The sequence below is a fragment of the Thermaerobacter subterraneus DSM 13965 genome (genome assembly GCF_000183545.2).
Lineage (GTDB): Bacteria > Bacillota > Sulfobacillia > Thermaerobacterales > Thermaerobacteraceae > Thermaerobacter > Thermaerobacter subterraneus.
In genome coordinates this window covers 131,000-156,230 of the sequence record NZ_JH976535.1, presented here as the reverse complement: position 1 = coordinate 156,230, position 25,231 = coordinate 131,000, and the positions used below count along the sequence as shown (strand labels likewise).

24 protein-coding genes and 2 tRNA genes are annotated in these 25,231 nt (G+C 72.3%); 1 reads left to right on the top strand and 25 read right to left on the bottom strand.

Translation table 11 applies throughout. The features are described 5' to 3' along the window. Nucleotides 1–39: 39 nt before the first annotated feature. From argS to THESUDRAFT_RS00745, 4 genes are all read right to left on the bottom strand, one after another. Nucleotides 40–1,740, bottom strand: coding sequence for an arginine--tRNA ligase (gene argS, locus THESUDRAFT_RS00760; RefSeq protein WP_006902788.1), 1,701 nt, complete (start codon nucleotides 1,738–1,740; stop codon nucleotides 40–42). Further along, entirely contained in the window at nucleotides 1,740–2,657 is a 918-nt protein-coding gene (speB, locus tag THESUDRAFT_RS00755; protein ID WP_242823195.1) for an agmatinase, read from the bottom strand. Before speB ends, argS begins: the two co-directional genes overlap by 1 nt. Further along, entirely contained in the window at nucleotides 2,654–3,541 is an 888-nt protein-coding gene (gene speE / locus THESUDRAFT_RS00750; protein ID WP_006902786.1) for a polyamine aminopropyltransferase, read from the bottom strand. The genes speB and speE overlap by 4 nt, the downstream gene beginning before the upstream one ends. Before the next feature lie 70 nt (nucleotides 3,542–3,611). Beyond that, nucleotides 3,612–4,073 carry a pyruvoyl-dependent arginine decarboxylase gene (locus THESUDRAFT_RS00745; protein ID WP_006902785.1) on the bottom strand — a complete coding sequence of 154 codons (462 nt, stop codon included), beginning with the start codon at nucleotides 4,071–4,073 and terminating at the stop codon, nucleotides 3,612–3,614. A 280-nt stretch (nucleotides 4,074–4,353) separates the two neighbouring features. Between THESUDRAFT_RS00745 and THESUDRAFT_RS00740 the strand changes: the two genes are divergently transcribed. Continuing rightward, entirely contained in the window at nucleotides 4,354–7,104 is a 2,751-nt protein-coding gene (locus tag THESUDRAFT_RS00740) for a transglycosylase domain-containing protein (RefSeq protein WP_006902784.1), read from the top strand. Here the strand turns inward: THESUDRAFT_RS00740 and THESUDRAFT_RS00735 are convergent. The 21 genes from THESUDRAFT_RS00735 to THESUDRAFT_RS00630 all read right to left on the bottom strand — a co-directional run bounded on the left by THESUDRAFT_RS00735 (nucleotide 7,098) and on the right by THESUDRAFT_RS00630 (nucleotide 25,106). Beyond that, complete coding sequence (locus THESUDRAFT_RS00735; RefSeq protein ID WP_242823194.1) at nucleotides 7,098–7,592, bottom strand: 23S rRNA (pseudouridine(1915)-N(3))-methyltransferase RlmH; 495 nt, start codon at nucleotides 7,590–7,592, stop codon at nucleotides 7,098–7,100. The two genes, THESUDRAFT_RS00740 and THESUDRAFT_RS00735, sit on opposite strands and share 7 nt — an antisense overlap. 22 nt (nucleotides 7,593–7,614) lie before the next feature. Then, nucleotides 7,615–8,943, bottom strand: coding sequence for a S1C family serine protease (locus THESUDRAFT_RS00730; protein WP_006902782.1), 1,329 nt, complete (start codon nucleotides 8,941–8,943; stop codon nucleotides 7,615–7,617). Between the two features lie 17 nt (nucleotides 8,944–8,960). Continuing rightward, nucleotides 8,961–10,004 (bottom strand): hypothetical protein, encoded by a 1,044-nt coding sequence (locus tag THESUDRAFT_RS00725; RefSeq protein ID WP_006902781.1) that lies wholly within the window; start codon nucleotides 10,002–10,004, stop codon nucleotides 8,961–8,963. A gap of 271 nt (nucleotides 10,005–10,275) precedes the next feature. Continuing rightward, nucleotides 10,276–11,685, bottom strand: a complete 1,410-nt coding sequence (locus THESUDRAFT_RS00720; protein WP_006902780.1) for a M23 family metallopeptidase — start codon at nucleotides 11,683–11,685, stop codon at nucleotides 10,276–10,278. Nucleotides 11,686–11,869: 184 nt separating this feature from the next. Next, entirely contained in the window at nucleotides 11,870–12,460 is a 591-nt protein-coding gene (locus THESUDRAFT_RS00715) for a YheC/YheD family protein (protein ID WP_006902779.1), read from the bottom strand. 82 nt (nucleotides 12,461–12,542) lie between these two features. Further along, nucleotides 12,543–12,618, bottom strand: a tRNA-Thr gene (locus THESUDRAFT_RS00710). Between the two features lie 48 nt (nucleotides 12,619–12,666). Further along, nucleotides 12,667–14,139, bottom strand: coding sequence for a hypothetical protein (locus THESUDRAFT_RS00705; RefSeq protein WP_006902778.1), 1,473 nt, complete (start codon nucleotides 14,137–14,139; stop codon nucleotides 12,667–12,669). A gap of 316 nt (nucleotides 14,140–14,455) precedes the next feature. Continuing rightward, nucleotides 14,456–14,531: transfer RNA gene (locus THESUDRAFT_RS00700), tRNA-Asp, on the bottom strand. A gap of 152 nt (nucleotides 14,532–14,683) precedes the next feature. Beyond that, the gene (locus THESUDRAFT_RS00695; protein ID WP_006902777.1) at nucleotides 14,684–15,991 is read right to left on the bottom strand and encodes an adenylosuccinate synthase; all 1,308 of its coding nucleotides are present in this window, start codon (nucleotides 15,989–15,991) and stop codon (nucleotides 14,684–14,686) included. 80 nt (nucleotides 15,992–16,071) lie between these two features. Beyond that, nucleotides 16,072–17,406 carry a replicative DNA helicase gene (gene dnaB / locus THESUDRAFT_RS00690; RefSeq protein WP_006902776.1) on the bottom strand — a complete coding sequence of 445 codons (1,335 nt, stop codon included), beginning with the start codon at nucleotides 17,404–17,406 and terminating at the stop codon, nucleotides 16,072–16,074. Nucleotides 17,407–17,410: 4 nt separating this feature from the next. Further along, entirely contained in the window at nucleotides 17,411–17,860 is a 450-nt protein-coding gene (gene rplI / locus THESUDRAFT_RS00685; RefSeq protein WP_006902775.1) for a 50S ribosomal protein L9, read from the bottom strand. A 130-nt stretch (nucleotides 17,861–17,990) separates the two neighbouring features. Then, a complete protein-coding gene (locus THESUDRAFT_RS00680) occupies nucleotides 17,991–18,335 on the bottom strand; it encodes a MazG-like family protein (protein ID WP_006902774.1) in 345 nt (114 codons plus the stop codon). Between the two features lie 365 nt (nucleotides 18,336–18,700). Then, entirely contained in the window at nucleotides 18,701–18,928 is a 228-nt protein-coding gene (gene rpsR / locus THESUDRAFT_RS00670) for a 30S ribosomal protein S18 (protein ID WP_006902773.1), read from the bottom strand. 23 nt (nucleotides 18,929–18,951) lie between these two features. Further along, a complete protein-coding gene (ssb, locus tag THESUDRAFT_RS00665; protein ID WP_006902772.1) occupies nucleotides 18,952–19,374 on the bottom strand; it encodes a single-stranded DNA-binding protein in 423 nt (140 codons plus the stop codon). Nucleotides 19,375–19,504: 130 nt separating this feature from the next. Further along, a complete protein-coding gene (rpsF, locus tag THESUDRAFT_RS00660) occupies nucleotides 19,505–19,798 on the bottom strand; it encodes a 30S ribosomal protein S6 (protein ID WP_006902771.1) in 294 nt (97 codons plus the stop codon). A gap of 284 nt (nucleotides 19,799–20,082) precedes the next feature. Then, nucleotides 20,083–20,325: a DUF951 domain-containing protein gene (locus tag THESUDRAFT_RS00655; RefSeq protein ID WP_006902769.1), complete on the bottom strand. Its 243-nt coding sequence runs from the start codon at nucleotides 20,323–20,325 to the stop codon at nucleotides 20,083–20,085. A 133-nt stretch (nucleotides 20,326–20,458) separates the two neighbouring features. Continuing rightward, nucleotides 20,459–21,241 carry a hypothetical protein gene (locus THESUDRAFT_RS00650; protein ID WP_006902768.1) on the bottom strand — a complete coding sequence of 261 codons (783 nt, stop codon included), beginning with the start codon at nucleotides 21,239–21,241 and terminating at the stop codon, nucleotides 20,459–20,461. 155 nt (nucleotides 21,242–21,396) lie between these two features. Next, nucleotides 21,397–22,107, bottom strand: coding sequence for an ABC transporter ATP-binding protein (locus tag THESUDRAFT_RS00645; protein ID WP_006902767.1), 711 nt, complete (start codon nucleotides 22,105–22,107; stop codon nucleotides 21,397–21,399). After that, a complete protein-coding gene (locus THESUDRAFT_RS00640; RefSeq protein ID WP_040826534.1) occupies nucleotides 22,107–22,877 on the bottom strand; it encodes an ABC transporter ATP-binding protein in 771 nt (256 codons plus the stop codon). The genes THESUDRAFT_RS00645 and THESUDRAFT_RS00640 overlap by 1 nt, the downstream gene beginning before the upstream one ends. 218 nt (nucleotides 22,878–23,095) lie before the next feature. Beyond that, on the bottom strand, nucleotides 23,096–24,184 hold the full coding sequence (locus THESUDRAFT_RS00635; protein ID WP_006902765.1) for a branched-chain amino acid ABC transporter permease: 1,089 nt from the start codon (nucleotides 24,182–24,184) through the stop codon (nucleotides 23,096–23,098). A 19-nt stretch (nucleotides 24,185–24,203) separates the two neighbouring features. Beyond that, a complete protein-coding gene (locus THESUDRAFT_RS00630; protein WP_156821798.1) occupies nucleotides 24,204–25,106 on the bottom strand; it encodes a branched-chain amino acid ABC transporter permease in 903 nt (300 codons plus the stop codon). Nucleotides 25,107–25,231 lie beyond the last annotated feature (125 nt).

Genomic DNA, 25,231 nt, shown 5'->3' with positions numbered 1-25,231 from the left:
CGCGGCAGGACCCCGGCCCGGGGCGGCCGCCGGCGCCGCCTACATCCGTTCGGGCGCCGTCACCCCCAGGAGCCCCAGGGCGGTCGCCAGCACCTGGCGGGTGGCGTCCACCAGGACCAGCCGGGCCCGGGCCACGGGGTCCTCCTCACCCAGCACGCGGCAGCGGGTGTAGAACTGGTGGAACAGGGTGGCCACGTCCTTCAGGTAATAGGTCAGCCGGTGGGGCTCCCGGGCTTCGGCCGCCGCCGCCACCTCACCCGGCAGATCCAGCAGGCGCCGGGCCAGATCCCGCTCGGCCGGGTCGCCCAGGGGGCTCAGGTCGGCCGACCCGTCAGGACGCAAGCCGGCTTCCGCTTCCGCCTGCCGCAGGATGCCGCAGGCCCGGGCGTGGGCATACTGCACGTAGTAGACCGGGTTTTCGCTGGAGCGCAGGTTGGCCAGGTCCAGGTCGAAGTCCAGGTGGGTGTCGGGCGAGCGCATCAAGAAGAAGTACCGGGCCGCGTCCACATCCACCTCATCCAGGAACTCGGCCATGGTGACCAGCTCGCCGCGCCGCTTGGACATGCGCACCGCCTGGCCGCCCCGCACCAGGTGCACCATCTGGGTCAGTAGCACCTCGAACCAGCCGTCGGGCAGGCCCAGGGCCCGGAGCGCCGCCTGCATAGGCACCACGTGGCCGTGGTGGTCCTGGCCCCAGATGTCGATGGCGCGCTGGAAGCCCCGCTCCCACTTGGTCAGGTGATAGGCGATGTCCACCAGGGTGTAGGTGTACTCGCCGTCCCGCCGCACCAGTACCCGGTCCTTGTCGTCTCCCACCGCGGACGAGCGCAGCCACAAGGCCCCGTCCTGCTCGTACACCATGCCCCGCTGGCGCAGGCGCTCCAGCACCCGCTCGGGGTAGCCGGCCTCCCGCACCCGGGTCTCCGGGTACCACTCGTCGAACTCCACGCCGAACCGCGCCAGCTGGGTGCGCATCTGGGCCACGATGGCCTCGACGGCGAACCGGGCCATGCGCTCCCAGCGCTCTTCCTCGGGCCGGTCCAGGAGGGCCGGGCCCTCGGCGGCCAGAAGGTCCCGGGCGATATCGATCAGGTACTCGCCGGGGTAGCCGCCTTCGGGGATCTCCGCCGGCTGGCCCAGTTCCTGGCGCATGCGGGCCTCCAGGGAGAGGGCCAGCTTGCGGATCTGGTTGCCGGCGTCGTTGAGGTAGAACTCCTTCTCCACCCGGTAGCCCGCGGCTTGGAGCACCCGGGCCAGGGCATCGCCCAGGGCGGCGGCCCGGGCGTTCACCACGCCCAGCGGCCCCGTGGGGTTGGCGCTGACGAACTCCACCTGCACCCGCAGGCCGCCGCCCCGGTCCGTGCGCCCGAAGGCCTCGCCCGCCCGGAGGATGGCCCGCACGCCCTCCCTCCACCAGTCGTCGGCGAGATGGAAGTTGAGGAACCCGGGGCCGGCTGCCTCCACCTTGCGCAACCAGGCGCCGCCCGGCAGGTGGCGCTCCAGGACGGCGGCCACCTCCCGGGGGGCCCGGCGGGCCCGCCCTGCCAGCACCAGCGCCGCGTTGCTGGCGAAGTCCCCGTGGCGGGGATCCCGGGGCACCTCGACCTGCACGCCCCGCCAGGCCTCGGTGCCGGGCGCCGCCTCGCCGGGCAGCTCGCCCGCGGCCACCGCTGCAGCGGCGGCCGACTCCAGGGCCTGGCGCACCTGCTGCCGCGCCGCCGCAACGGGATCCATCGCCATCACTGCGCCACCTCCCCCGTGAAGGCCAGCAGGATTTCCCGGGCAATTTTTGCCGCCACGATTTCCGTCCGCCCGCTGGGGTCCAGGGGCGGCGCCGTCTCGACGATGTCGGCCCCCACCAGCCGCGCTCCGGCCCGGGCCAGCCGGTAGAGGGCCCGCAGCAGGGTAGCGAAGTCGGGCCCGCCGGGCTCGGGGGTGCCGGTTCCCGGCGCCACCGACGGATCCAGCACGTCGATGTCCACCGTCAGGTACAAGGGAACGCCTCGCAGCGGCCCCGCCAGCTGGCCGGCCAGGGCGTCCGCACCCTCCTCCACGTCGTGGTAGAACCGGCCCTGTTCCCGCGCCAGCTGGAACTCTTCCCGCAGCCCCGAACGGGGCCCCAGCTGCCAGAGCCGGCCGGGACCCACCAGGTCCAGCACCCGGCGCATCACCGTGGCGTGGGAGTAGGGCTCGTCCAGGTACCGGTCGCGCAGGTCCGTGTGGGCGTCCAGCTGGACCACCACCAGGTCCGGATAGCGGTCCAGGGCGGCGTTCACCGCCGCCAGGGTGACCAGGTGCTCGCCGCCCAGCAGGAGCACCCGTTTCCCGCCGGCGTAGGGCCGCCGGAGGGCGGCCTCGATCCGGGCCAGGCTCTGGCCCAGATTGCCCAGCGGCAGGGCGATGTCCCCGGCGTCGTGGATCGCCAGCTCCTCCAGGTCCCGGTCCAGATGGGGGCTGTAGGTCTCCAGGGCGTAGGACGCTTCACGGATGCGGGCGGGCCCCCAGCGGGTGCCCGCCCGGTAACTGACGGTGAGCTCCAGGGGCGCGCCGGCCAGCACCCACAGGGCTTCGGGGTAGCCGGCCTCCGCCGCCATGAACCGTCCCGGCCGTTCCCAGAGGCCGGGAGACCAGGGTTCTTCCATGGCCGTGTCCCTCAAGACCCCTTGCCGCCCGGAACCGGTGGGCCACCCGCCGGTGCACCGGCCGGCTCCGCCTCCACCAGCTCGGCAACGAAGGGTGGTAGTGCAAAAGCTGCCCGGTGGATCTCCGGACTGTAGTACCGCGTCTGGAGGCGCGCTTCTTCCCAGGCCCCTTCCCGCGGCCGGCGCGGGTCGGTGCCCCGCGTGCCCACGCTGTAGGTCCAGAAACCGCCGGGGTAGGTGGGCACCACGCCCCAGTACAGGCCGGCCACGGGGAAGACCTGGCGCAGCGAGGACTGCACCTGGCGAATCAGCTCGCGGTTGAAGAAGGGCGACTCCGACTGCTGGACGAAGATGCCCCCGGGCCGCAACGCCCGGAAGACGGCACGGTGAAAGTCCGAGCCGAAGAGGGCCACCGCCGGCCCCACCGGATCGGTGGAGTCGACGATGATCACGTCGTAGGTGTCGGGATGCTCTTCCACGTGGCGGATGCCGTCGGTGAAGAACACCCGGGCGCGGGCGTCGGCGAAGTTGTTCAGCTCGGGCAGGTGCCGGCGGGAGACCTCGACCACCCGCTGGTCGATCTCCGCCATGTGGGCCTCCTCCACCGTGGGGTGGCGCAGGACCTCCCGCAGGACGCCGCCGTCCCCGCCGCCGATCACCAGCACCCGCCGCGGGTGGGGGTGGGCGAACAGGGGCACGTGGGCCATCATCTCGTGATAGGCGAACTCGTCCTTCTCGGTGGTCTGGATCACGTCGTCCAGCACCAGCATGCGGCCGAACTGGACGGTGTCCAGCACCATGATCTCCTGGTAGGGGCTGCGCTCCTGGTGGAGCACCTGCCGCACCCGTACCGAGATCCGGAGGTCGGCCGTCTGGTCTTCGGAGAACCAAACCTGCACTGCGCCCACCCCGCTCTACCGCCGGAACGGCGCCCTCCGGTGGCGGGTCCGCCGCCCGGCATGCTGAAACCTAATACCAGAGCACCGCCGCAGCCACCACGGCGCCGGGCCGGTCCCCCACCACCATCTCCGCCGCGGCGACCCGCACCTCCCGCAGGGCCATGCCCCGACGCCGGAAGGCCTCTTCCACCATGGCCCGCACGGCCTGCTCGGCTTCCTTCTGGGTACAATGCCCCGAAAATTCCATGATGGTGCCGTAGTCACGGTCGGAGAACCCGACCGCCACCGCCGCGGCGATCCGGTCGCCCTTGACGTCGCTGGCGATGGTTCCGTAGGCCGTGGGGGTCAGGGAACCCGGAGGGATGTCCAGCTTGTCCACCACCTCGCAGTCGGGCGGAAGGATGCTGGACACCTTGATCAGATTGAGGTTGCCGATGCCGGCCGCCAGCAGGGCGTTGTCGAAGGCCGTCAGCTTGTGGTCGCCCTCGCCGCTGCCCGCCACCACAGTGACCTTCTTGGGTGTGGGAAGCAACCCCTTCGCCTCCTTGCCCGGTGCCGGAATGGGGCGCGGTCGCTGCCGGGACCTGGCCGCCGCGAAAACACGGCCGCCGGCCCTGTTCCCGGCCGGCATGCCCCTGCAGCGCCGGACGGGCGCCCGGCGAGCCGCACCGGCGCCGTCCACGGCCCCGCGCCCGCTTTGCCGGCCGCTCGTCCGGCCGGGCCGTCCTGAAAACCATGCTGTAATGTATCGAAACCCTCCCGGCCATGCAAGGACGAGTTGGGCGGCCATACTACCCGTGGGAGGGTTGCCGATGGGCACCGCCAACGGCGGCCGGCACGGGGGGACGAACCGGCCCGGGCCGCGCGGCGGGGACTACACCGAGTGGCGCCCGCGGCGCCGGGCCGGCGGTATGGGCGACCGCCGGCCCGGGCCCGCAGGAACCGGCGGGCGCGGTTCCGGACCTCGGGGCGGCCGCCACGGCCGGCCGTCCCTGGCCCGGCGGGTTGCCCGCTGGGCGGGCCTGGCGGTGGTCTTCCTGGCCCTGGCCGGTGCCGGCGTCGTGGCTTTCGCCGCCGCCACGCCCCTGCCCAAGCCCCAGGTCCCCCAGGCCACGGTGGTCTACGACATCGACGGCCGCATGATCGCCAGCCTGTACCGCCAGAACCGCCAGCTGGCCCGGCCCGAAGAGATCCCGCGCAGCTTGCGTCAGGCCGTGGTGGCCGCGGAGGACGCCCGGTTCTACCGCCACCACGGCTTCGATCCCGTGGCCATCGGCCGGGCCGTGGTGCGGAACCTGGAAGCCGGCCGCATCGTGGAAGGGGGCTCGTCCATCACCCAGCAGCTAGCCCGGACCCTGTACGACCTCTCCCTGGAACGCACCTTCGGCCGCAAGTTCCGGGAAGCCCTGCTGGCGGTGAAGCTGGAGACCCACTACACCAAGGACCAGATCCTGACCATGTACCTCAACCAGGTGTACTTCGGGCGCGGCGCCTACGGGGCCAAGGTGGCGGCCCGGGAGTATTTCGGCAAGTCCCTGGATCAGCTGACCCTGGCCGAATCGGCCACCCTGGCCGCCTTCATCCGCGGTCCCGAGATCTACTGGCGCGATCCGGAGCGGGCCAAGGGGCGGCGCGACTGGGTGCTCTCGCGCATGGCCGAGCTGGGGATGATCACGGCGGCGGAAGCCGAGCAGGCCCAGGCGGAGCCCCTGCGCCTGCGGCCGCCGGACGAGCCGGACACCCGGGCGCCCTACTTCGTGGACTACGTCCGGGACCAGCTGGCCGCCCAGGTGCCCGAGCTGGCAAACCAGATCTATACCGGCGGGTTCCGCATCTACACCACCCTGGACCTGGACATGCAGCAAGCGGCGGAAGCCGCCGTGCAGCGGCTGGACGACCTGGTGGCCCCCCTGGAGGAGCACCGGGGCATCCCGCAGCCCCAGGTGGCCCTGATCGCCCTCGACCCGTCCACCGGCGGCATCCGGGCCATGGTGGGCGGCCGTGACTTCAAGACCACCCCCTTCAACCGGGCGGTGCGGGCCCGTCGCCAGCCGGGGTCCGCCTTCAAGCCCTTCCTGTACACGGCCGTGCTGGCCTCCGGGGAACCGGTCACCGCGCCGGTGGCCTGCCGTGCCCGCGAGTACCCCGGCGGCGAGGGCGGCCGGCCTTACGTGCCCAGCGACTACGGGGACGAGAGGTACCACAACGCCTTCCTGGACATCCGGCGGGCCGTGGCCATCTCCGACAACGTGGTGGCCGTGGAGTGGATGAACCGGGTCAAGCCGGGCCGCGTGGCCGCCCTGGCCCGGCGCATGGGCATCACCTCGCCCCTCACCACCCAGCACCTGACCCTGGCCCTGGGCGAATCGGCGGTCACCCCCCTGGAGCTGGCCCGCGGCTACGCCACGCTGGCCAACCTGGGCCAGAGGGTCGACCCCTTCGCCATCCTGCGGGTTGAGGACCGAGACGGCAGGGTGCTCTTCCGGAACGACCCCCAGGCGGAACGGGTCCTCGCCCCCGAGGTGGCCTGGCTGATGATCGACGTGCTCAAGAGCGTCTTCGATCCGGCCTATAGCGGCACCGGGCGCGCCCTGGGCATCGGCCGGCCTGCGGCGGGCAAGACGGGAACCACCGACGCGTCACGGGACGTCTGGTTCGTGGGCTATACACCGGACCTGGTGGCCGCGGTCTGGGTTGGTGCCGATGACAACCGGCAGACGGTCCGGCTGCCCGGTGGCGCAGGGGCCACGGGGAGCAGCACCGCCGGGCGCATCTGGCAGGCGTTCATGCGGGTTGCGCTGGAGGGTCGCCCCGCCCGGGACTGGCCCCGTCCCGACGGGGTGGTGCGGGCCAGCGCCTGCACCCTGACCGGTGCCCTGGACAACCCGCAGTTCCAGTGGCGGGAGGAATGGTTCCTGGCCGGGCACGTGCCTCCGCCCAACTGCCTGGCCCTCCTGCAGGATCCCCACATCCGGGAGGACCTGGCCGCCGCCGGAGGCGCGCCCCGGGGGCTCTTGCCGGTGCCCCTGCCTTCGCTGCCCGGGCTGCCGGGGCTGCCTGAGTTGCGTCCACCCGCAACGGAGCCGCCGGGCCCAGGGCGGGAAGCCCCGGAGGGCGGCCCGCCCGGCGGCCCTCCCGGTCCGGAGGGCCCGCAGGCGCCGGTGGAGCCACCTCGCGGGCCGGCCCAGGCACCGGAAGGCGGGCCGGAAGGGGAAGCACCGGAAGCGGCTCCGTCCCAGCCCGGCGGCCCCGGCCCAGGTGCGGCGCACGAGGACGGGGAGCGCGGCGGGCCAGGCTCCTCGCCCGGCAGCCCGCAGGGGGAGGCCAGCCCCGAACAGAGCCCTGCCGGCCAGGGCGGCACGGGTACGCCCGGAGGAGACCTGCCCGGAGCCGGTGACGGTCCGGGGGAGGAAGGTGCCGGCAACACCACCCCGGGGCTCCGGCCGCCGGCCGGTCCCCGGGATGCGGGCGCCCGCTGGCCCGGGGAGGGCTTGCCGCGCCCGCCCGAGGGCCGGGCACCGCAGCCCTCGCGGAACGGCTGGGCCAGCTTACCGGGTCAGTAGTGGTACGGCTCGCCCCGGAGGATGCGGAAGGCGCGGTAGAGCTGCTCCAGCAGGATCACCGGCACCATCTGGTGGGGGAAGGTCAGGTGGGAGAGGGACCACCGTTCCCGTGCCCGCTCCAGGACCTGGGGTGGCAGGCCCAGGGGACCGCCGATGATGAAGACCAGCCGGCTGTCCCCCTCCACCATGCGCTGGTTGAGCCACCCGGCTACGTCCTCGGAGGTCAACATGCGACCCCGGCGGTCCAGGGCCACCGCGTAGCTCCCCGGATCGAGGGCGGCCAAAAGCCGCCGGCCCTCGGCCTCCAGCACCCTCTGGACCTCACCCTGGGTCCGGCGGGCCGGGATGGGCTCGCCGGGCACCCGCCGCTGGTGGACCCGGGCGTAGCGTTCCAGGCGGCGCGCATACTCTTCCGCCGCCCGCCGCAAGGCCGGCTGGTCCAGTTCCCCGACCGCCAGCAGTTCGATGTGCACGGGCAATGGGCTCACCCCGGCCCCATGATACACCCTGTCAGGTACCGAGTTCGGCCAGGGTGACCTGGATGCGGCGGGTGCCGGCGGCGCCGGCTACCTCCAGGGTGACCTGCTGGCCCGCGGCCTTGCCGTCGATGATGCGCAGGAGGTCGACGGTGTCGTGGACGGGCTCGCCGTCGCAGCCTACCACCACCTCACCGCGGGCCAGGCCCGCGCGAGCCGCCGGGGAGCCGGGTTCGACCCGCCAGATGACGGCGCCGCGTCCGCGGGCCAGAGCCGTGGCAAACTCCAGGGCCCAGGCGGGATCTTCCCGGGCCAGCGCCGTTACCTGGACCACGTCCACCACCTCGACCCCCAGGGAGGGCCGCCGCACCCGGCCATAGCGGATCAGGTCGCCGGCGATGCGGCGCACGTCGTTGGCGGGGATGGCGAAACCCAGCCCCTCGAAGTGGTCCTCGAGGCCGCCGCCGCCGGCGATCTTGACGGTGTTGATCCCGATGACCCGGCCGCGGGCGTCCACCAGGGCCCCGCCGCTGTTGCCCGGGTTGATGGCCGCGTCGGTCTGGATCAGCCTGAAGATCCGTTCGCCCACCACGGGGGCGCCTGCGGCGGGCGGCGGCACCGGCTGGAACAGTTCCTCCCGCACCCCGCTGACGATGCCCAGGCTGACGGACCGGAAGAGCCCGGCCGGGCTGCCGATGGCGGCCACCCACTGGCCCACCCGCACCCGGTCGGAATCGGCGAAGGTGGCCGGCTGGAGGGGGCCCGCCCTCTTGGGGTCGACCCACAGGACGGCCAGGTCGGAATAGGGGTAGTCTTCGGCGACCAGCCGCGCCGGCACTCGCCGGCCGGAGGGGAGCAGGACTTCGATGCGCTGGGGATGGATGTCCGCGTGCCGGTCCGGCCCGCCGCCCGCGCGGCCCGGGCTGCTTCCGGGCGGGGAGGCGGAGGGGGACGGCGGCCCGCCGGGGGCGCCGGCGGAGCCGGTGCCGCCCGCAGTCGTCCCGGGGGCAGCCGGCATGGAGACCACGTGGTGGTTGGTGACAATGAAGCCCCGCGCGTCGAAGACGACCCCCGAACCGGTCGCCCGGGCAGCCACCATGGGCGTTCCCGTCACGGGATGGGGTCGCAGGTAGGTGCTGATGACACCGACCACCGAAGGCCCGGCGATGCGGTGGATCGCCTCGGCGGGGGATGACGCCGCGGGGCCGGCGGGCCACAGACCCGCACCCAGGATACCGGGCTTGGCCAGCCAGGCAGCGCCTGCACCCACCAGCCCGCCCACCACCCCGGCCAGCAGCGCCAGAACCCAGCCACCCGCCAGCCGGCGTACAGCGCGGCGGGCCCCTTCGCGGAATCCTTTCACCGGCCTGCCTCCTCGGGTCAGGAGCCCGGTGCCCCCGGCAGCAAGCGTGCCGGTTCGACCCCGTAGACCTGGCGGGCCGCCGCGGCAAAGGGGCGCCCCGCGGCCAGCTCCCGGGCCAGCTGGGCCAGATGGCCGGGCCCGGCCTGGGCGGCCAGCCGGTCGTAGAGGCACAGGGCCGCGCCGTAGGCGTCGTCCGTGGGCAGGGAGGCAAAGGCGCCGTTCAGGTCGTCCCATGCCACCGGCGGGCACCGTCCGGCCCAGCCGAAGGTGAAGCCCGTCAGCTCCCGGTCCACCGCCTGCGCGAGGCCCTCGGTGAACCAGGCGGGATAATTGCCCAGGGCCGCCCGGTCCAGCAGCCAGTGGGCCAGCTCGTGGGGCACCGGTCCCAGGCGCATGAAGGTCTCCCGCTCCCCCGCCCAGGTCAGGGGGTCGGCCACGTGGATCACGCCCGCGGCGTAGAACCCCAGGGGCGGGTCCTGCGGGTCCCATCCGAAACTACGCGCCAGGTCGGCCGGGGATGCGTGCACCACGAACACCGCCGGCTGGTCGGGCAACGGCAGGCCGGTGACCTGGGCCACCCGCGGCAAGGAGGCAAGGGCGTAGTCCCGTACCCAGAGGGCCCCTTCCTGGTGGCCGGCGGGGTAGATCACCTGCACGGGACCTGCGGCCAGCTGCTCCCAGCCCGGCCGCGGCAGCTGGACGGCAGCCCGGGAGGCGGCGGTGCGGGCCGTCCAGGCCACCTGGGCGGCCCGCACCGAGGGCGAGGCGCCACCGGGCGCCATACCCAGCACCCATCCCAGCAAGGCGACCAGCAACAGGGCTGCCAACCGGCGCCGGAGGTGGGCTCGGTGCGGGCCCCCGGTTACAGGGTCCGGGGCGCCACCGCCCGTCGCAGGATCCGAAGCGCCGCCCGCAGCCGGGCCGGCAGCCGGCGCAAGAAGGCAGGCGGAGGCCGGCACGCCGGAAGCGGGCCGATCCGCGGGCAGGTCCGCGGGCCGGCCCGTCCCGGGCGTGCGCCGGTTGGGCATGAACTGGTGGATCCAGCGATGCAAAATCCCCATGGTGGCGCCTCCTCCGGTCTCTCCCGCCTTTCTTTGTACAGCGGGCCGGTGGAAGGCGCCACGTAAGAACTGCCACAGCCGCGCCGGTCACGTTCCAAGGGGCCGGATGCAGAGACGATGGGCTTGCGTGATCGCCAGGTCCCGGCACCGGCGCGTCCAGGCTCGCGCCGGCCGGCGCCCTCAGGCAGGAAGGAACGAGCGGCACCCGGGCTGGGTGCCGCCCTCTGGGATTCCGGATCGCCCGGGGATCAGAGCAGGCAGCCCCACGGCATCAGGGCAGGTGGGGCCATGGCGAGACGGCGCAGCCGGGGCTTGGGCAGCGGCGCACCTCGAAGTGCAGGTGGGAGCCGGTGCTGCGGCCGGTGCTCCCGACGTAGCCGATGACCTCGCCCTGGGCGACCCCCTCGCCCACGCGCACCGCGATGCGGCTCATGTGCGCGTAATAGGTGTACAGCCCACCCTGGTGGCGGATCTGGACGGCGTAGCCGTACCCGCCTGCCCAGCCTGCACTGACCACCGTGCCGCCGTCGGCGGCCCGCACCGCCTGGCCGGTGACGCCGTCGATGTCGATGCCGGTGTGCATGGAGCCCCAGCGCGGGCCGTAATTGGAGGTGATGCGGCCGCGCAGCGGCCAGATGAAGCGGCCCGTGCTGACACCGGCCACGGGCCTGGTGCCGATGACCACGATGCGGTCCACCGGCTGGCGAGTGACCTCTTCCTGGACCTTTTCCTGTTCCACGATGCGGCCGTCCCGGCGCTTGATGGCGTAGGTGATGACCTTCTCGCCGTATTCGCCCTCCTGCTTCACCCGCTGCTTGCCCGCGTCCAGATCGTCATCGTACTCGCGGCGGGTGGCGAAGGGCACGCGCTCGGTGACCACCAGGAGTTCTTCCGACTCGAAGCTGATCCACTGCTCCGGGACGTTGAGGCGCAGCTCCTGGCCGGGCTGAAGGCGTTCCGGGTCGACGTCCGGGTTCGCCGCCAGCAGCTGGTCGACCGTAAGGCCGTTGGCCGAGGCGATGGTCCAGGGCGATTCGCCCTCCCGGACCACGTGCACCTTCTCCTCTTCCTTGCCGGCCGCCAGCATGGCGAGAACCTGGACCGCATCCTTGATCTGATCGACGGGGACATTGTCGCGCTCCTGGAATTCCACCTTCTGGCGGATGGTCACCCGGCGGACGTCCAGCTTGCCCTTGCCCGCGCGGGATTCCAGTTCCCGGACATACCGCGCCTTCAACTCATCCAGTACGGACTGGGCCGCTTCTTTTGAAGGCAGCGCCGCCACTTCCTGACCGTCGACCACCAGCACGGTCGCCCGGGTCAGGAAATCGCCCGCTGCCCGCAAGCGCTCCGCCAGGGCATCCTGGGAGAGGGTGGGGTACCGGTCGTGGGTCACGATCTGCTCGACCGAAGGCGGCGTGGCGAGGCGCACCGGAAAGCCGAACTGGTTGCTGGCGTCGCGCTCGGCCTGGGCCACGGCGTCACCCACCGTCTGCTGGCCGGCGACATACCCCAGGGTCTCGCCCCGCAACTCCACACGGTAATAGGTCGACTGGGACTGGACGTAGACCGTGGTGCCAAACAAGTACACCACGATGGCGGCGGGAATAAGGGCAACCCACCAGCGCCTCCCCCCCGGCGGCGCGTGGGAGCCAAAGAACGACAGGATTCGCTTGGCCACGGGCCGATTCTCCCTCCCCGGAGGATACGGAACCCATAAAGGGGATTCGCATGCCCACCAGGTTTTCCTTCTGGTGGACAGCCCTTTTTTCGCATTGGCAGGGTCCTCGCCGTCAACACGCGGGGAAGGCGGCCCGTCCTGGGCCAATTACGGTTCATGCGCGGCCGGTGCTTGTCCAGATTGGTCAACGCCAGCCCGCCAGCCACGCGGCGTACTCGACGGGCGCGCGGTGGATGCGTTCATGGGCCTGCGGGTCGTGGGCAAAGATGCCCAGGTCCGGCCCGCCGTTGCATTCCAGCAGCCAGAGGCGCCCGCCCTGGTCCACCGCCAGGTCCAAGCCGAGGTCGGCCAGGTGGGCAAAGCCGCGATCCAAGGCAGCGGCCACCAGCAGCGCGGCCTGTGCCAGCTCGCGGGCGAGTTCCGCGCCGCGGGAGGGGCTGAATACCTCGACCAGCACCGCCTCCGGATCCATGGGGGTGGCGCCATGGCGGATGTGGGTCAGGACCGCGCCCGGTGCGGCCACTCGCGCCACCGCAGCCGTGCACTGCCAGTCGCCACCGGCCCCGCGCTGAACCATGTAGCGGAAGTCGAAACGGCGCCCGTGCCAGCAGGCCAGGTCCAGCCCCTGCTGCACCAGGAAGCGGCTGCCGGGCGCCAGGCGCTCCAAGAGAGCCACCAGTTCTCCGTGGGAGGACGACGCCGGTGGCCTGCGGGCTGTTTGGCGGCTGATCCATGGCGATGTACCGGGGGCAGTGGCCGCAACGGACACGAGCATGAGCAACCGCCCAATTTGGTGAAACCGGCGACATTGCGCGAAGCAAAAACAAACCCGCCGCGGGTCGCGCCGCGGCGGGCTCTGGAGCTGGTGGCCGGATTCGAACCGGCGACCTGCGCATTACGAGTGCGCTGCTCTGCCTGCTGAGCTACACCAGCCCGTCGGCAGGAACGGCGCCGGGTCTCCGGCGATAAGCCACACCCATTCTAGGACCCGCCGGCGGGAGCCGTCAAGCCGCCCGGCCCGCTGCCGCGGGGAACGGGGCGCGCGCCTTCAGGGGACGGCTCGGATGGCTCCTGAAGCCCTGCCGTACCCGCCGGCCCTGCGGGGCCTTCCCCAGCCGGGAATTCCCGGGCCCGCCTCCGCGAGCGCCGGTACAGCCAGCGCAGCCAGAGAAATCCGCCCAGGTCGCCCAACAGCCGGCCCGCCACGTAGAGGCCGCCGCCCACCCAGAGGGCGTATTGCAGGAGGGAGAACGGGTATCCCCACAGGGGCACCCGCAGGCTGTGCCAGGACACCCATCCGGCCGCCAGGGGAAGAACCAGCAACGCGGGCAGGGCCGCCCAGGCCCAGCCGTCGGGCCGCCGCCCGATCCGCCACAGGCCCGCGCGCGCCAGCGCGAAGACCGTCCAGGTGACCACCAGGAGCCAGAGCACGTCCCGGCGGCGGGTCACCACCCGGCCCCACATGCCGGTGGTGGCCGTCGTGGCGACAACCACCCGGGGCGGCGCCGTCTCCCAGCGGTGATAGCCGTAAGCCCCCGGCCGGGATCCGGCGCGGCCGGCATCATCCTGGAGCCCCTGGCCGGTAGAAGCAGGTTGCGGCCCTCCCTGGTCAGGGCCGGATGCAGCCACGCCCGCCACGTAACCCGGCGGCACCGCCACGTGCACGTCGACGGGGCCGAAAGCGGCCCATGCCTCCGGGGACAGTGGGACCTCCAGCTGGTAGACGGGCGACAGGTACCTGCTGGTCTCCCATCCCAGGGCCACGCGGGGAAAGCGCAGGAGAAGTTCGTGGCTCTGTCCCGGGCGAAGGGTGACGTCGGTCCCCAGGGCCTGGCTGGCAACCAGGGCGGCCGGTGGCGACGGGACGGGGTAGAACCCGCCCGCCAGCGGGTCCAGCCACAGCCCGGCGCCAGCGGGCGGCCAAGGCGCCCTGGTGCCGGGTCCGGGTTCCGTCCCGGTGCCCGCCGGCTGTCCGGGCTGCTCGCCGGGGTAGACACCGGGATACAGCTCGGCCGGCCGCCCGTCCCATCGGGCGTCGACCTCCGGCGGCGCCAGAAACCGCAGCGACACCGCGCGCGGGCGGTCCGCCTCGCCGGCCAGGCGCAGGGTGTACCGTGCCTCCACCGTGGCCGTCACCCGGGCGGGCAGCAGGGAGAGGGTGGCCTCCTCGGCCTCCACGTTCACCGACAAGACCAGGCGGCTGACCTCCACGGGCACGGCCTTGTCCACCGGTACCACGCCCCCTACGGCGGGTCCTGCTACTACCGGCGGCAGGCCGTCCTCGGCGGCTGCGGGCCCCGTCGCCAGCGGCCCCGCCACTACCGCCGCGCCAGCGACGGCAGCCACCAGGAACCAGCGCGCCAGGACCCGCAGGCGACGTCTTGGGAGCCGCGCCCCTGGTCCCCGGGTATCGATGGTGCCGCCCCGCCCTGGATGCTTGACCCCTCGGCCCATGCCATCACCGCCGCCATTCGCTGCCCGCGCCATGCGCCGGCCGGCCCGGTCCTGCCGGGCTTGCCTCGTCAACCGGCCTTCGCCAGCGGCGGCGGCCGTTCCTGCCGCGTTCCGCCAAGCTCGCGGGTCGGCCCATGACGCCCTGGAATCACCCGGGCGGCAGCGCCAAGCGGCAAGAAGCGGCACGAAAAGGCCGGGGCGCCCGGGTCCCCAAAGGGACCGGGCGCCCCGGTTCCGGGTCGTCACCGGCTGCCTGGCTCCGGTCCGGCCGGCGGTTACCGGCCTCGCCGTCCAAGCTGGTACCGGTCAGATGGCCTGGCGGAGGCGACGGGGATCGAACCCGCGATCTCCGGCGTGACAGGCCGGTGTGTTAACCACTACACCACGCCTCCAACCGCAGCACCCGCCACCGCAAAAGCTCCCGCCGGTGTTCGGCAACCCTGGCAGGAACGGCCCCGGCGGCGCCGGGCGCGATGGTCATTCTAGCACCGGGCCCGGGCGGGTGTCAACGGGCGTCGCGGGCCGCGGCCTCCGGCCGGCACCATCAACCCAGGCCGCCCGCGCCCCGCGGCACGAAAACGTCGCGCAACCCCAGGGTCTGGGCGCGCTCGCGGCCGATGGACACCAGCACCACGGGCACGCCCACCAGCTCGGCGATCCGCTCCAGGTAACGGCGCGCCGCAGCGGGGACCTCCTCCCAGCGGGTGAGCCCCGAGAAGTCGGCCGGCCAGCCGGGCAACTCCTCGTAGATGGGCCGGCAGCGGGCAAGCTTGAGGGCGCCGGGCGGCAAATCCTCGACCCGCCGCCCGTCCAGCTCATAGGCCACGCAGATGCGCACGGTGTCCAGACCGCCCAGGGTGTCCAGGCGGGTGATGGCCAGGCCCGTCAAGCCAGAAACCCGGGCCGCGTAGCGCAACACCACGGCGTCCAGCCAGCCGCAGCGCCGCGGCCGCCCCGTGGTGGTGCCGTACTCATGACCCCGCTCCCGGATCCAGTCGCCCGTCTCGTCCAGCAGCTCGGTAGGGAAGGGGCCGTCGCCCACCCGCGAGGTGTAAGCCTTGGCCACCCCGATCACCTGGTCGATCCGCGTCGGCCCGACGCCCGCGCCGATGCACGCGCCGGCCGCCGTGGGGTAGGACGAGGTCACATAGGGATACGTCCCGTGGTCCAGATCCAGCATGGTCCCCTGGGCGCCCTCGAACAGGACCCGCTGGCCGGCGTCGATGGCATCGTTGATGAGGCGGGAGGTATCGGTCACGAAGGGCCGCAGCCGCTCGGCGTACTCCAGATATTCCTGGAGCATCTGATCGTAGTCGTACCCCTCCACGCCGTAGACCCGCTCCAGCAGCCGGTTGACCTGGTCCAGGTTGCGGCGCAGCAGGCGGCGGAACTGGGCCTCGTCCAAAAGATCGTCGACCCGGATGCCCGTGCGCGCCGCTTTGTCGCGGTAGGCGGGCCCGATGCCCTGGCGCGTGGTGCCGATGCGGTCCTCGCCCCGCCCGGCCTCCTCCAGCTCATCCAGGCGCTTGTGGTAGGGCATGATGACGTGGGCGGCGCCGCTTACGGCGACGGCGTCCACGGCGTGGCCCCGTTCCTCCAGATATTCGATCTCCCGGAGGAACACGGCCGGATCCAGCACCACCCCGTTGCCGATGACGCAGCGCTTGCCGTGCAGGATGCCCGAGGGAATCAGGTGGAGCCGGTACTCCCGGCCGTCGACCACCACCGTGTGGCCGGCGTTGGCGCCGCCCTGGTACCGCACCACCATGTCCGCCTGTTCCGCCAGGTAGTCCGTGATCTTCCCCTTGCCCTCGTCGCCCCACTGGGCGCCGACGATCACCACCGTGGACATGGGCGTCCCCTTTCTTGTTCCCCGCCCTGGCCTGGGGCGTGCGTTGCCAGCCCGGGCCCGGCTTGCCTGTACCCCGTTCCCTAGCCCGCCGCGTAGCGGGTGGTGTCCAGGTTGCCGAAACGGCCGAACTCCTTCAGGAAGTATAGCTTGACCGACCCTGTGGGGCCGTTGCGCTGCTTGGCCACGATGATCTCCACCACGTTCTCGGCAGCGTCCTCCGGGTTGTGGTAGATGAACAGCACCACGTCGGCGTCCTGCTCGATGGCCCCCGACTCCCGCAGGTCCGACAGCTGCGGGCGCCGGTCCTGCCGCTGCTCCACGGCGCGGCTCAGCTGGGACAGGGCCAGCACCGGCACCTTGAGCTCCCGGGCCAGCGCCTTGAGCGACCGCGAGATCTCGGAGATCTCCTGCTGGCGGCTTTCGGCACGGCCCCGGGTGTGCATGAGCTGCAGGTAATCCAGGACCAGCAGGCCGATGTCGTGTTCCGCCTTCATGCGCCGGGCCCGCGCCCGTACTTCCATGATGGAGAGGTTGGGCGTGTCGTCGATGAACACCGGCAGCTCGCTGAGCCGGCCGATGGCGTCGGTGAGCCGTGGCCAGTCGTCCTCGGCCAGCATGCCGGTGCGGAGGCGCTGCTGGTTCAGCCGCGCCTCCGCCGCCAGGAGGCGCATGGCCAGCTGGTCGCGGGACATCTCCAGGCTGAACACGCCCACGGGATAGCCATGGGCGGCGGCGTGGGCCACCATGTTCAGGGCAAGGGTCGTCTTGCCCTGCGAGGGCCGCGCCGCCAGGATGATCAGCTCGGACGGGTGCAGGCCCGCCAGCATGCTGTCCAGGTCGCGGAAGCCTGTGGGCACGCCGATGGTCTCGCCCTGGTGCAGGTAGAGGCGCTCGATGTGCTCGAAGGTGTCCACCAGCACGTCGCGGATGGCGGCATAGCCCTGCCGCCGGCGATCCTGGGCGATGGCGAAGATGGCCTGCTCGGCCGCGTCCAGCTGTTCCTCCGCCGGATCCTGGCCCTCGTAGGCGCGCCGGGCGATGTCCGTCGCCGCGGCCACCAGCCGGCGCAGCAGCGCCTTCTCCTCGACGATGCGGGCATAGTGCTCGGCGTTGGCCGCCGTGGGGACGGCATTGGCCAGGGAGGTCAGATAGGTCAGCCCGCCGACTCGTTCCAGCCAGCCCCGCTGGCGCAGGGCCTCGCTGAGGGTGATGGTGTCCACCGCTTCCCCGCGCTCGAAGAGTTCGGTAGCCACCTCGAAGATGCGCTGGTGGGCTTCCCGGTAGAAGTGGGAGGGCTCCAGGATCTCCAGCACCCGGGCCAGGGCCTCGCGATCGATCAGGATGGCGCCCAGCACCGATTGCTCCGCTTCCACATTCTGCGGAGGAACCCGGTCGGGTGGTGGCAGGGTGCTCACGGTCTCACGCCTCCGGGCGCACCACCACGGTGACCCGGCAGGTCACCTCAGGGTGCAGGCGCAGGACCACGTCGTAGGAACCCAGTTGCCGCAGCGGTTCCGGCAGCTCGACCCGCTTGCGATCGATCTTGACGCCGAAGGTCCGGGCCAGGGCCTCCACCACGTCCTGGCTGGTCACCGAACCGAACAGGCGGCCGCTCTCTCCGGCCCGCGCGCGCACCTCCACCGCGCGGCCGTCCAGCCGCTGGGCCAGCGACCGGGCCTGCTCCAGCTCCTGGCGGGCGCGCCGCTGCCGGGCCGCCTCCTGCTGCTGGATCTGGTTCAGCACCTCGCGGGTGGCCTCCCGGGCCAGGCCCTTCGGCAGGAGGAAGTTGCGGGCGTAGCCGTCGGCCACGTCCTTGATGTCGCCCTTGCGGCCAAGCCCCTTGACGTCCTGCAGCAAGACCACCTTCATGTTTCTCGCCCCCTGCCCTGAGGTACCGCCGCGTGACTCCGCCAGCGGCCGCGCCGCCGCGGCCGCCGGCCATCCGGTACCGCTGCAGGCCGGTTGGTGCGGGCCGGCCGGCGGTCGCGGTGCCTGGCTTTCACCCGGATCCCTGGCCCGTCTCCTGCGGTCGCCCGCGGCGCTCCAGGTGCTGGCGGATGGCGCTCAGGTCGCCGAATCGGTCCTCCAGATAGTGGCCGCTCAGCGCCTCCGCGGCCAGGCGGCGGGCCACCTCGGCGTCCAGGCGCTCCAGTGGGATGCCCCAGCGGCGGGCCAGGGCGTAGACCGTGATCTGCAGGGCAGCCAGGGTTTCCAGCAAGCGTGCCGGCTCCCGCGCCACCCCGGCACGCAGCACCGCCCCGGCGGCCGCGACCAGCTCGGCCTTGAGCCAGTCCAGCACCTGCAGGCTTTCGGTGATGTCGAGCCCCGGCACCGGGTCGTCCACCGCTGGTGCTCCTTCCTTCTCCCCCGGGCGTGGCCGCCGCCACGGGGCGGGCGGCCCCGGGGCTTCTTTCCTTCGGCGACGCCCGGGAGGTTCCCTTTGCCCGCATACCCCTTGACCGCCGGACGGTCCGGCCCGCTGAGGCGCCGCTTCCGGACGGCGGCGACGGCAATGCCGGGCCCAGCGACAGGGAAGGCCCGCCGGTGGCGGGCCCTGACCTGGCGTGAGCTGCCGTGATGCACCGGTCCGCCGCCGGACCGGTGCTTCTGCTTCACGGCCGGCCGGAACCCGGCTGCGGCACCGGCTTGCCCGATCGCACCGGGCCGGGCGGCGCGGCGCCGGTGGACGGCTCACGCCCTGCGAACGGCTTACTCGATGGTGAACGGCAGCAGGGCCATGATGCGCGCCCTCTTGATCGCCCGGGTCAGCTGGCGCTGGTGCCCCGCGCAATTGCCGGTAATCCGGCGCGGCAGGATCTTGCCCCGCTCCGTGAGAAACTTGCGCAGGCGTGCGCTGTCCTTGTAGTCCACCACCGCGATGCGGTTGACGCAGAACTCGCAGACCTTGCGCCGCTTGCGCCGGTCACGGCGCCCCATGATGGCTCCAACCTCCTCAGGATTCAGAAGGGGATGTCGTCGTCCGGCAGGCCCGTCACGTCGCCGAAGTCGGCCAGGTCCTCGCCTCCCGGGGAGTTGCCGCCAGGAGCGCTTCGCTCCCCGCCCGGCCCCCGGTCAAGGAAACGGACGTCGTCAGCCACCACTTCGGCTACGCGCCGCCGCTGGCCGTCCTGGGTCTCGTAGCTGCGGACCTGCAGCCGTCCCCGAACGGCCACCAGGCGGCCCTTGCTCAGGTGGTTGGCACAGGTCTCGGCCAGCTTCCGCCAGACGACGATGTCGATGAAGTCCGCCTCGCGCTCGCCCTGCTGGTTGGCAAAGGGCCGGTCGACGGCCAGCGTGAAGCCCCCGACCGCCACGCCGCTGGGCGTGTAGCGCAGCTCGGGATCGCGTACCAGGCGGCCGATCAAGACCACCACATTCAGCACGGGAGCGACCTCCTTGCCCCGCGGCCCGCCTCCAGGCCCTATCCGGCCGGCGCAGGCTTCGGGGGCCGGCACCGCCGGTGCCGGCACCTCCGGGCACGCGCCCGCGGCGGACCTTGTCGCCCGGCGGCCCTCAGGCCACCTTCTCGCGCAACACGATGATGTGGCGGATGATGTCGTCGGTGATGCGGATCACCCGCTCCAGCTCGTGGGTCACCCCGGCAGGGCCCTGGAACTGGACCACCGTGTAGTGCCCCTCGCGGTAGCCGGCGATCTCGTAAGCCAGCCGGCGGCGGCCCCATACGTCCACCTGCTCGACGGTGCCACCCCCGTCGGTGATGATCTTCTGCAGGCGGTCGAGGAGCGCCTTTTCCGCCTCCTCGTCCAGGTCGGGGCGGGTGATGTACATGAGTTCATAGGCGCGCACGACGGCACCTCCTTCCTCCGGACAAATGGCCCCCGCCCGGTTGCCGGGCGGCAACGGCGGGAGCAGGAAGGCTCGTGGAAGCCTTTTGGCGTACCCGATGGGGATCGCCGGTGCTGATGCAATGGAAAGGACCCGTGGGCCCGGCAACCGGTGCCGGACCACACGCTAACTCTAACCCCCGCCCGCCTCGGGTGTCAACGCGGCCTGCTGCCGGGCTCCCCCGGCGGCGCGCCCGGTCCACGCCAGGGCCTGTGGCACCGGGCGCTGCCCTGCCGCCGCACCCGTCATGGGGCCGAACCGGTTCCCTGGGCCGGGTCCTCCTGGGGCGGGCGGTTGGGCCCGCCCAGCACCTGGCGGACCGCCCGCTCGAACTTGCGGCGGGGCATCATCACCAGATGACCGCAGCCCAGGCAGCGGATGCGAAAGTCCATCCCGACCCGCAAGACCTCCCAGCGGTCCGAACCACAGGGATGCGTCTTGCGCATGCGGACCACGTCTCCCAGATAGAACTTCATCGGTCCCGCCATGATGGGCTCCTCCCCACGGCGCCGTCCCGCGGCGCGCAGTGCGCCGGGCACCAGGCCGGCGGCGCCCGCCGGGCTCGGCCGTCCCGCCCCGCGGGGGGCCATGCCGGCCTGCGGCGGTCCCGGGTCGGAACGTTCAACGGGTTCCGGTTGCGGGCAAGGCGCCCCCGCCCAGGGCGGCCCAGACCCCTTCCCCTACGACCAGCAGGCCCGCCGCCAGCCGCGATTGCTCCAACCCGGTCCACCACGCCGGATCGATCCAGCCGGGTGCCAGGCCGGCCAGCTGGCGGGCCAGCAGCAGCAGGCCCGCCAGAAGCAGGGCTCCTTCCAGGCCGCCCGCCACCACCCCCAGCAGCCGGTCCCAGCGGCCCCAGCCCCGGTGGTGCATCGTGCCCGCCAGGCGGCGGGCGGCGGCCGACAGCACCAGGCCTCCGGCCAGGGGAAGACCGTACAGGGCCACGTCGGCAATGACAGCCGAGGCCAGCACCGTGGCCAGGAGGCTTGCCACCGTCGTCTGGCCTCCGGCGGCCCGGGCGGCCTCCCGCAGGGCATCGGCCCACTCTGCCCGGACGGCCGGCGGCAGGGGCATGGCGTCCAGCACATGGAGGACCCGCAGAACGTAGGCAGGCTGCACCGGAGCCCGAGCCACCTCCGGCGGCAGCCAGGCCGCCGCCGCCGGCTGGAGCCACTCGGCCAGGCGGGGCAGCAGCCCGGTACGGGCCGCCCATGCCTGGACCTCGGCCGCCCGGGTGGCGACGAACCAGGCGGCCGCGGCAAAGCTCAGCAGGCCCGCCGTCGCCACCAGCCCGCCTCGCCGCCATCCCTGCCAGGCGGCGATTAGGATCATGGCGGCCAGCCCCGCATCCAGGGCCCAGGCCCCGGACCCCGGGGCGGGCCCCCCGGTACTGCCCCCCACCACCTGTTGCCTCCCTGCCTGGAGGCCCCGCTCCCGGCGAACCCGGCGGCAAGCGGTCACCCAAGGCCGGCCGCAACACCGGCCGGGCACCCTTCGCCATCACGGCCGCCCGCCGGGGCGACGTCGGGCCGGCGGACGTCTCCGCCTGCGCCGGTCCTCTAGGCACCCAGGTAGGCGGCCTGGACCCGCGGATCGTCGATCAGCCGGTCCGCCGGGCCCTCGAGGGCCATGCGCCCGCTTTCCAGGACGTAGGCCCGGTGGGCGATCTGCAACGCCTGGTGGGCGTTCTGCTCGACCAAGAGGATGGTCACGCCGTCCCGCTGGTTGATTTCCTTAATGGTAGCGAAGATTTCCCGGACCAACAAAGGGGCCAGGCCCAGCGACGGCTCGTCCAGCAGCAGGAGCCGGGGCCGGGTCATCAGGGCCCTGCCGATGGCCAGCATCTGCTGCTCGCCGCCTGACAGGGTGCCGGCCAGCTGGTGCTGTCGCTCCTCGAGGCGGGGGAACCTGGCAAACACCTCCCGCATCCGGGCCTCCACATCGCCCCCGCTGCGCACCGTGTAGGCACCCAGCTCCAGGTTCTCGCGGACGGTGAGGGGAGCGAACACCCGGCGCCCCTCGGGAACGTGGACCAGGCCCGCCGCGACGATGCGGTGGGCCGGCCACTGGGTGATCACCCTGCCGTCGTAGACGATGCGTCCCGACCGGGGCCGGATGAGCCCGCTGATGGTCCGCAGGGTGGTGGTCTTGCCGGCGCCGTTGGCACCCAGCAGGGCGACGATCTCCCCTTCGCCCACCTCCAGGGAGAGGTCCTGGACGGCCTTGATGGCGCCGTAGGCTACGTTCAGTTGTTCCACCGCAAGCAGCATCAACCGGCCTCCTCCCCCAGGTAGGCGGCGATCACCGCCGGGTTGCGGCGCACCTCATCCGGGGTGCCCACGGCGATGGTGCGGCCGTAGTCAAGGACCACCACCCGCTCGCAGACACTCATCACCACGTCCATGTGGTGTTCGATGAGCAGCGTGGTCAGGCCGAACCGGCGGTGCACCTCTTCGATCAGGTCCCGCAGTTCGCGGGATTCGCTGGGGTTCATCCCCGCCGCCGGCTCGTCCAGCAGGAGGATGCGGGGCCCCGTGGCCAGGGCCCGGGCGATCTCCAGCCGCCGCTGCTCGCCGTAGGGCAGGTTGCGGGCCAGCTCCTCGGCCCGGTGGGCCAGGCGCAGGGTTTCCAGCAGCTCCAGGGCCCGCCGGGTCACCGCCTGTTCTTCCGCGTGAAAGCCGCGGGTGCGCAGGATGGCCGGGATCACACCGGTCCGGGTGCGGGAGTGGAAGGCCGTCCGCACGTTGTCCAGCACGGTCATGTTGCCAAAGAGGCGAATGTTCTGGAAGGTGCGCGCCACCCCCAGCTGGGTGATGCGATGCGGCTTCAACCCCGCGATGGGCCGGTGGAACAGGCGGATCTCACCGGCGGTGGGGCGGTAGATGCCGGTGATCAGGTTGAACACCGTAGTCTTGCCCGCGCCGTTGGGCCCGATCAGTCCCACCAGCTCCCCCTGGCGCAGGGTGAGGTTGAAGCCCGCCAGGGCGACCAGTCCTCCGAAACGGATGCTGACGTCCCGGCACTCCAGCACGACGGGCAGCGCGCCGGTGTCCAGGCCGGCCTGTTCCCCGGCGGCGTCCGGCCCACCAACAGGCCCGGGATCGCCGGAAGCGGCCGTGCCGCCGGGTGTGAACGTGCCCGGCCGGGGACCGGATGCGGCAGCCGGGGCGGTCCCGTACCGTTCCGCCGGGCCGGAGCCGGCTGGGGTGCCGGTGTTGCCCGCCTGTTCTTCTTCCCGGGGTTCCCGCTGCACGCCCATCACGCCTGCCCTCCTCTGGCCACACCGCGCTGCCGGCCGGCACCGGCGAGCAGGCGCCAGGCCCGGCCCAGCTGGTCCCAGGTGAGTTCGACCCCGCCCAGCAGGCCGCGCGGCCGGACCAGCATGACCACGATCAGCAGCACGGAGAACAACACCATCCGCACCGCCGGAGGGTCGATGGACGGGGGCAGGTGCAGCGCCTGCATCCAGTTGGGCAGCGCCTGGTTGGTGTAGGTGAAGAACACGGCGGCGGCCACCGCCCCCGTGGTGCTGCCCATGCCGCCGATGACCACGATGACCAGGATGAACACGGAGTTCATGAAGCCCGCCACGGCCGGGTTGAGATAGAGGTACTGGTGTGCGTACAGGCCCCCGGCCACCCCGGCCAGCATGGCGCTGATGGTGAAGGCCAGCACCTTGTAGCGGGTGGACGGGATGCCCATGGCCTCCGCCGCCACCTCGTCCTCGCGGATGGCGATGCAGGCGCGGCCGTGGGTGGAGTGGACGAAGTGCCAGACCACCTTGATGGCCAGCACGGCCACCAGGTAGGTCCAGGCAAAGGTCGTGTGCCGGGGAATCCCGATCAGCCCCTGGGCGCCGCCCACGTCGATGACCCGGTCCCCCACGGGCACCTCGTTGATCAGGGAGAGAAGGACGCTGATGATCTCGCCAAAGCCCAGGGTGGCAATGGCCAGGTAGTCGCCCCGCAGCCGCAGGCTGGGGATGCCCACCAGCAGTCCGGCCGCGCCTGCCGCCACGGCCCCCGCCAGCAGCGCTGCCGGAAAGGGTACGGAAAAGAACTTGGTCAGGATGGCCGCGGCGTAGCCGCCCACCGCCATGAAACCCGCATGGCCGATGGACAGCTGCCCGGTATAGCCCAGGATCAGGTTGAGGCTGACGGCCAGGATCACGTAGATGCCCGCCTGGGTCAGGACCACCAGCAGGTAGCGGTTGCCTCCTACCCAGGCCAGCAGCAATTCATAGATCCCGACGATCACCGCCAGCTGCAGCAACCAGCGGCCGATGACCACCGGCCACGGCGTGGCCCGCAAGGGTCCGGCTGTCGCTGCCGGTGCCAGCTCGCTCACCGCACGACCTCCTTCGGCGCTAGACCTTGTCGTAGACCCGCTCGCCCAAAAGACCTGTGGGCTTGAAGAGCAGCACGATGATCAGGACCAGGAAGGCCACGGCGCCGGTGAGTTCCGAACGGACGGACGCAACCCCCACCTCGGCCATACCCATCAGCAGGCCGCCCAGCATGGCCCCGGGAATGCTGCCGATGCCCCCCAGCACCGCCGCCACGAACGCTTTGAGTCCGGGAATGATGCCCATGAAGGGGTCGATCCGGGCATAGGTCACGCCGACCAGCACCCCGGCACAGGCCGCCAGGGCCGATCCCAGCATGAAGACGGCGGCGATGATGCGGTTGACATCGATGCCCATGAGCCGCGCCGCGTCAAGGTCGTAGGCCACGGCGCGCATGGCCTTGCCGACCCGGGTGCGCATGACCAGATACTGCAGTCCGGCCATCATCACCAGGGCGATGAGGAAGGCGACACCGAAGCGGAGGTTGATGACGATCCCGGCCAGGTCGACCTGGCGCAGGGGGATGAGCCCCGGAAAGGGGCGCGGGTTGGGCCCGGCGATGATCTGCATCAGGTTTTCCAGCAGCAGGGAGACGCCGATGGCCGTGGTCAGCGCCGCCAGCCGGGGCTGGTTCCGTAACGGCCGGTAGGCGGTGCGTTCAATGAGGGCGCCCAGCAGCGCACAGCCCGCCATGGCCGCCACCAGGCCCACCGCGAACAGCACCAGCGCCTGGCCCGGCGTGACGTCACCCGCAGCGGCCGCCGCCGTCACGGCAAAGGCCACGTACGCGCCCACCATGTACACGTCGCCGTGGGCGAAGTTGATCATCTTGACGACGCCGTAGACCATGGTATAGCCCACGGCGATGAGGGCGTAGATCGCGCCCAGCTGCAGCCCGTTGATCAGCTGTTGCAGGCCGTAGATGCCCACGTAGGCGACGACCAGTAGGACGATCAGGGTCAACACGCCCCACCGGCGTACCCTGGCGCCCTCGGCCACCTTCTGCACCGTCGTCTGGGCTGTCGTCTGCACCGTTGCCGACCCTCCCG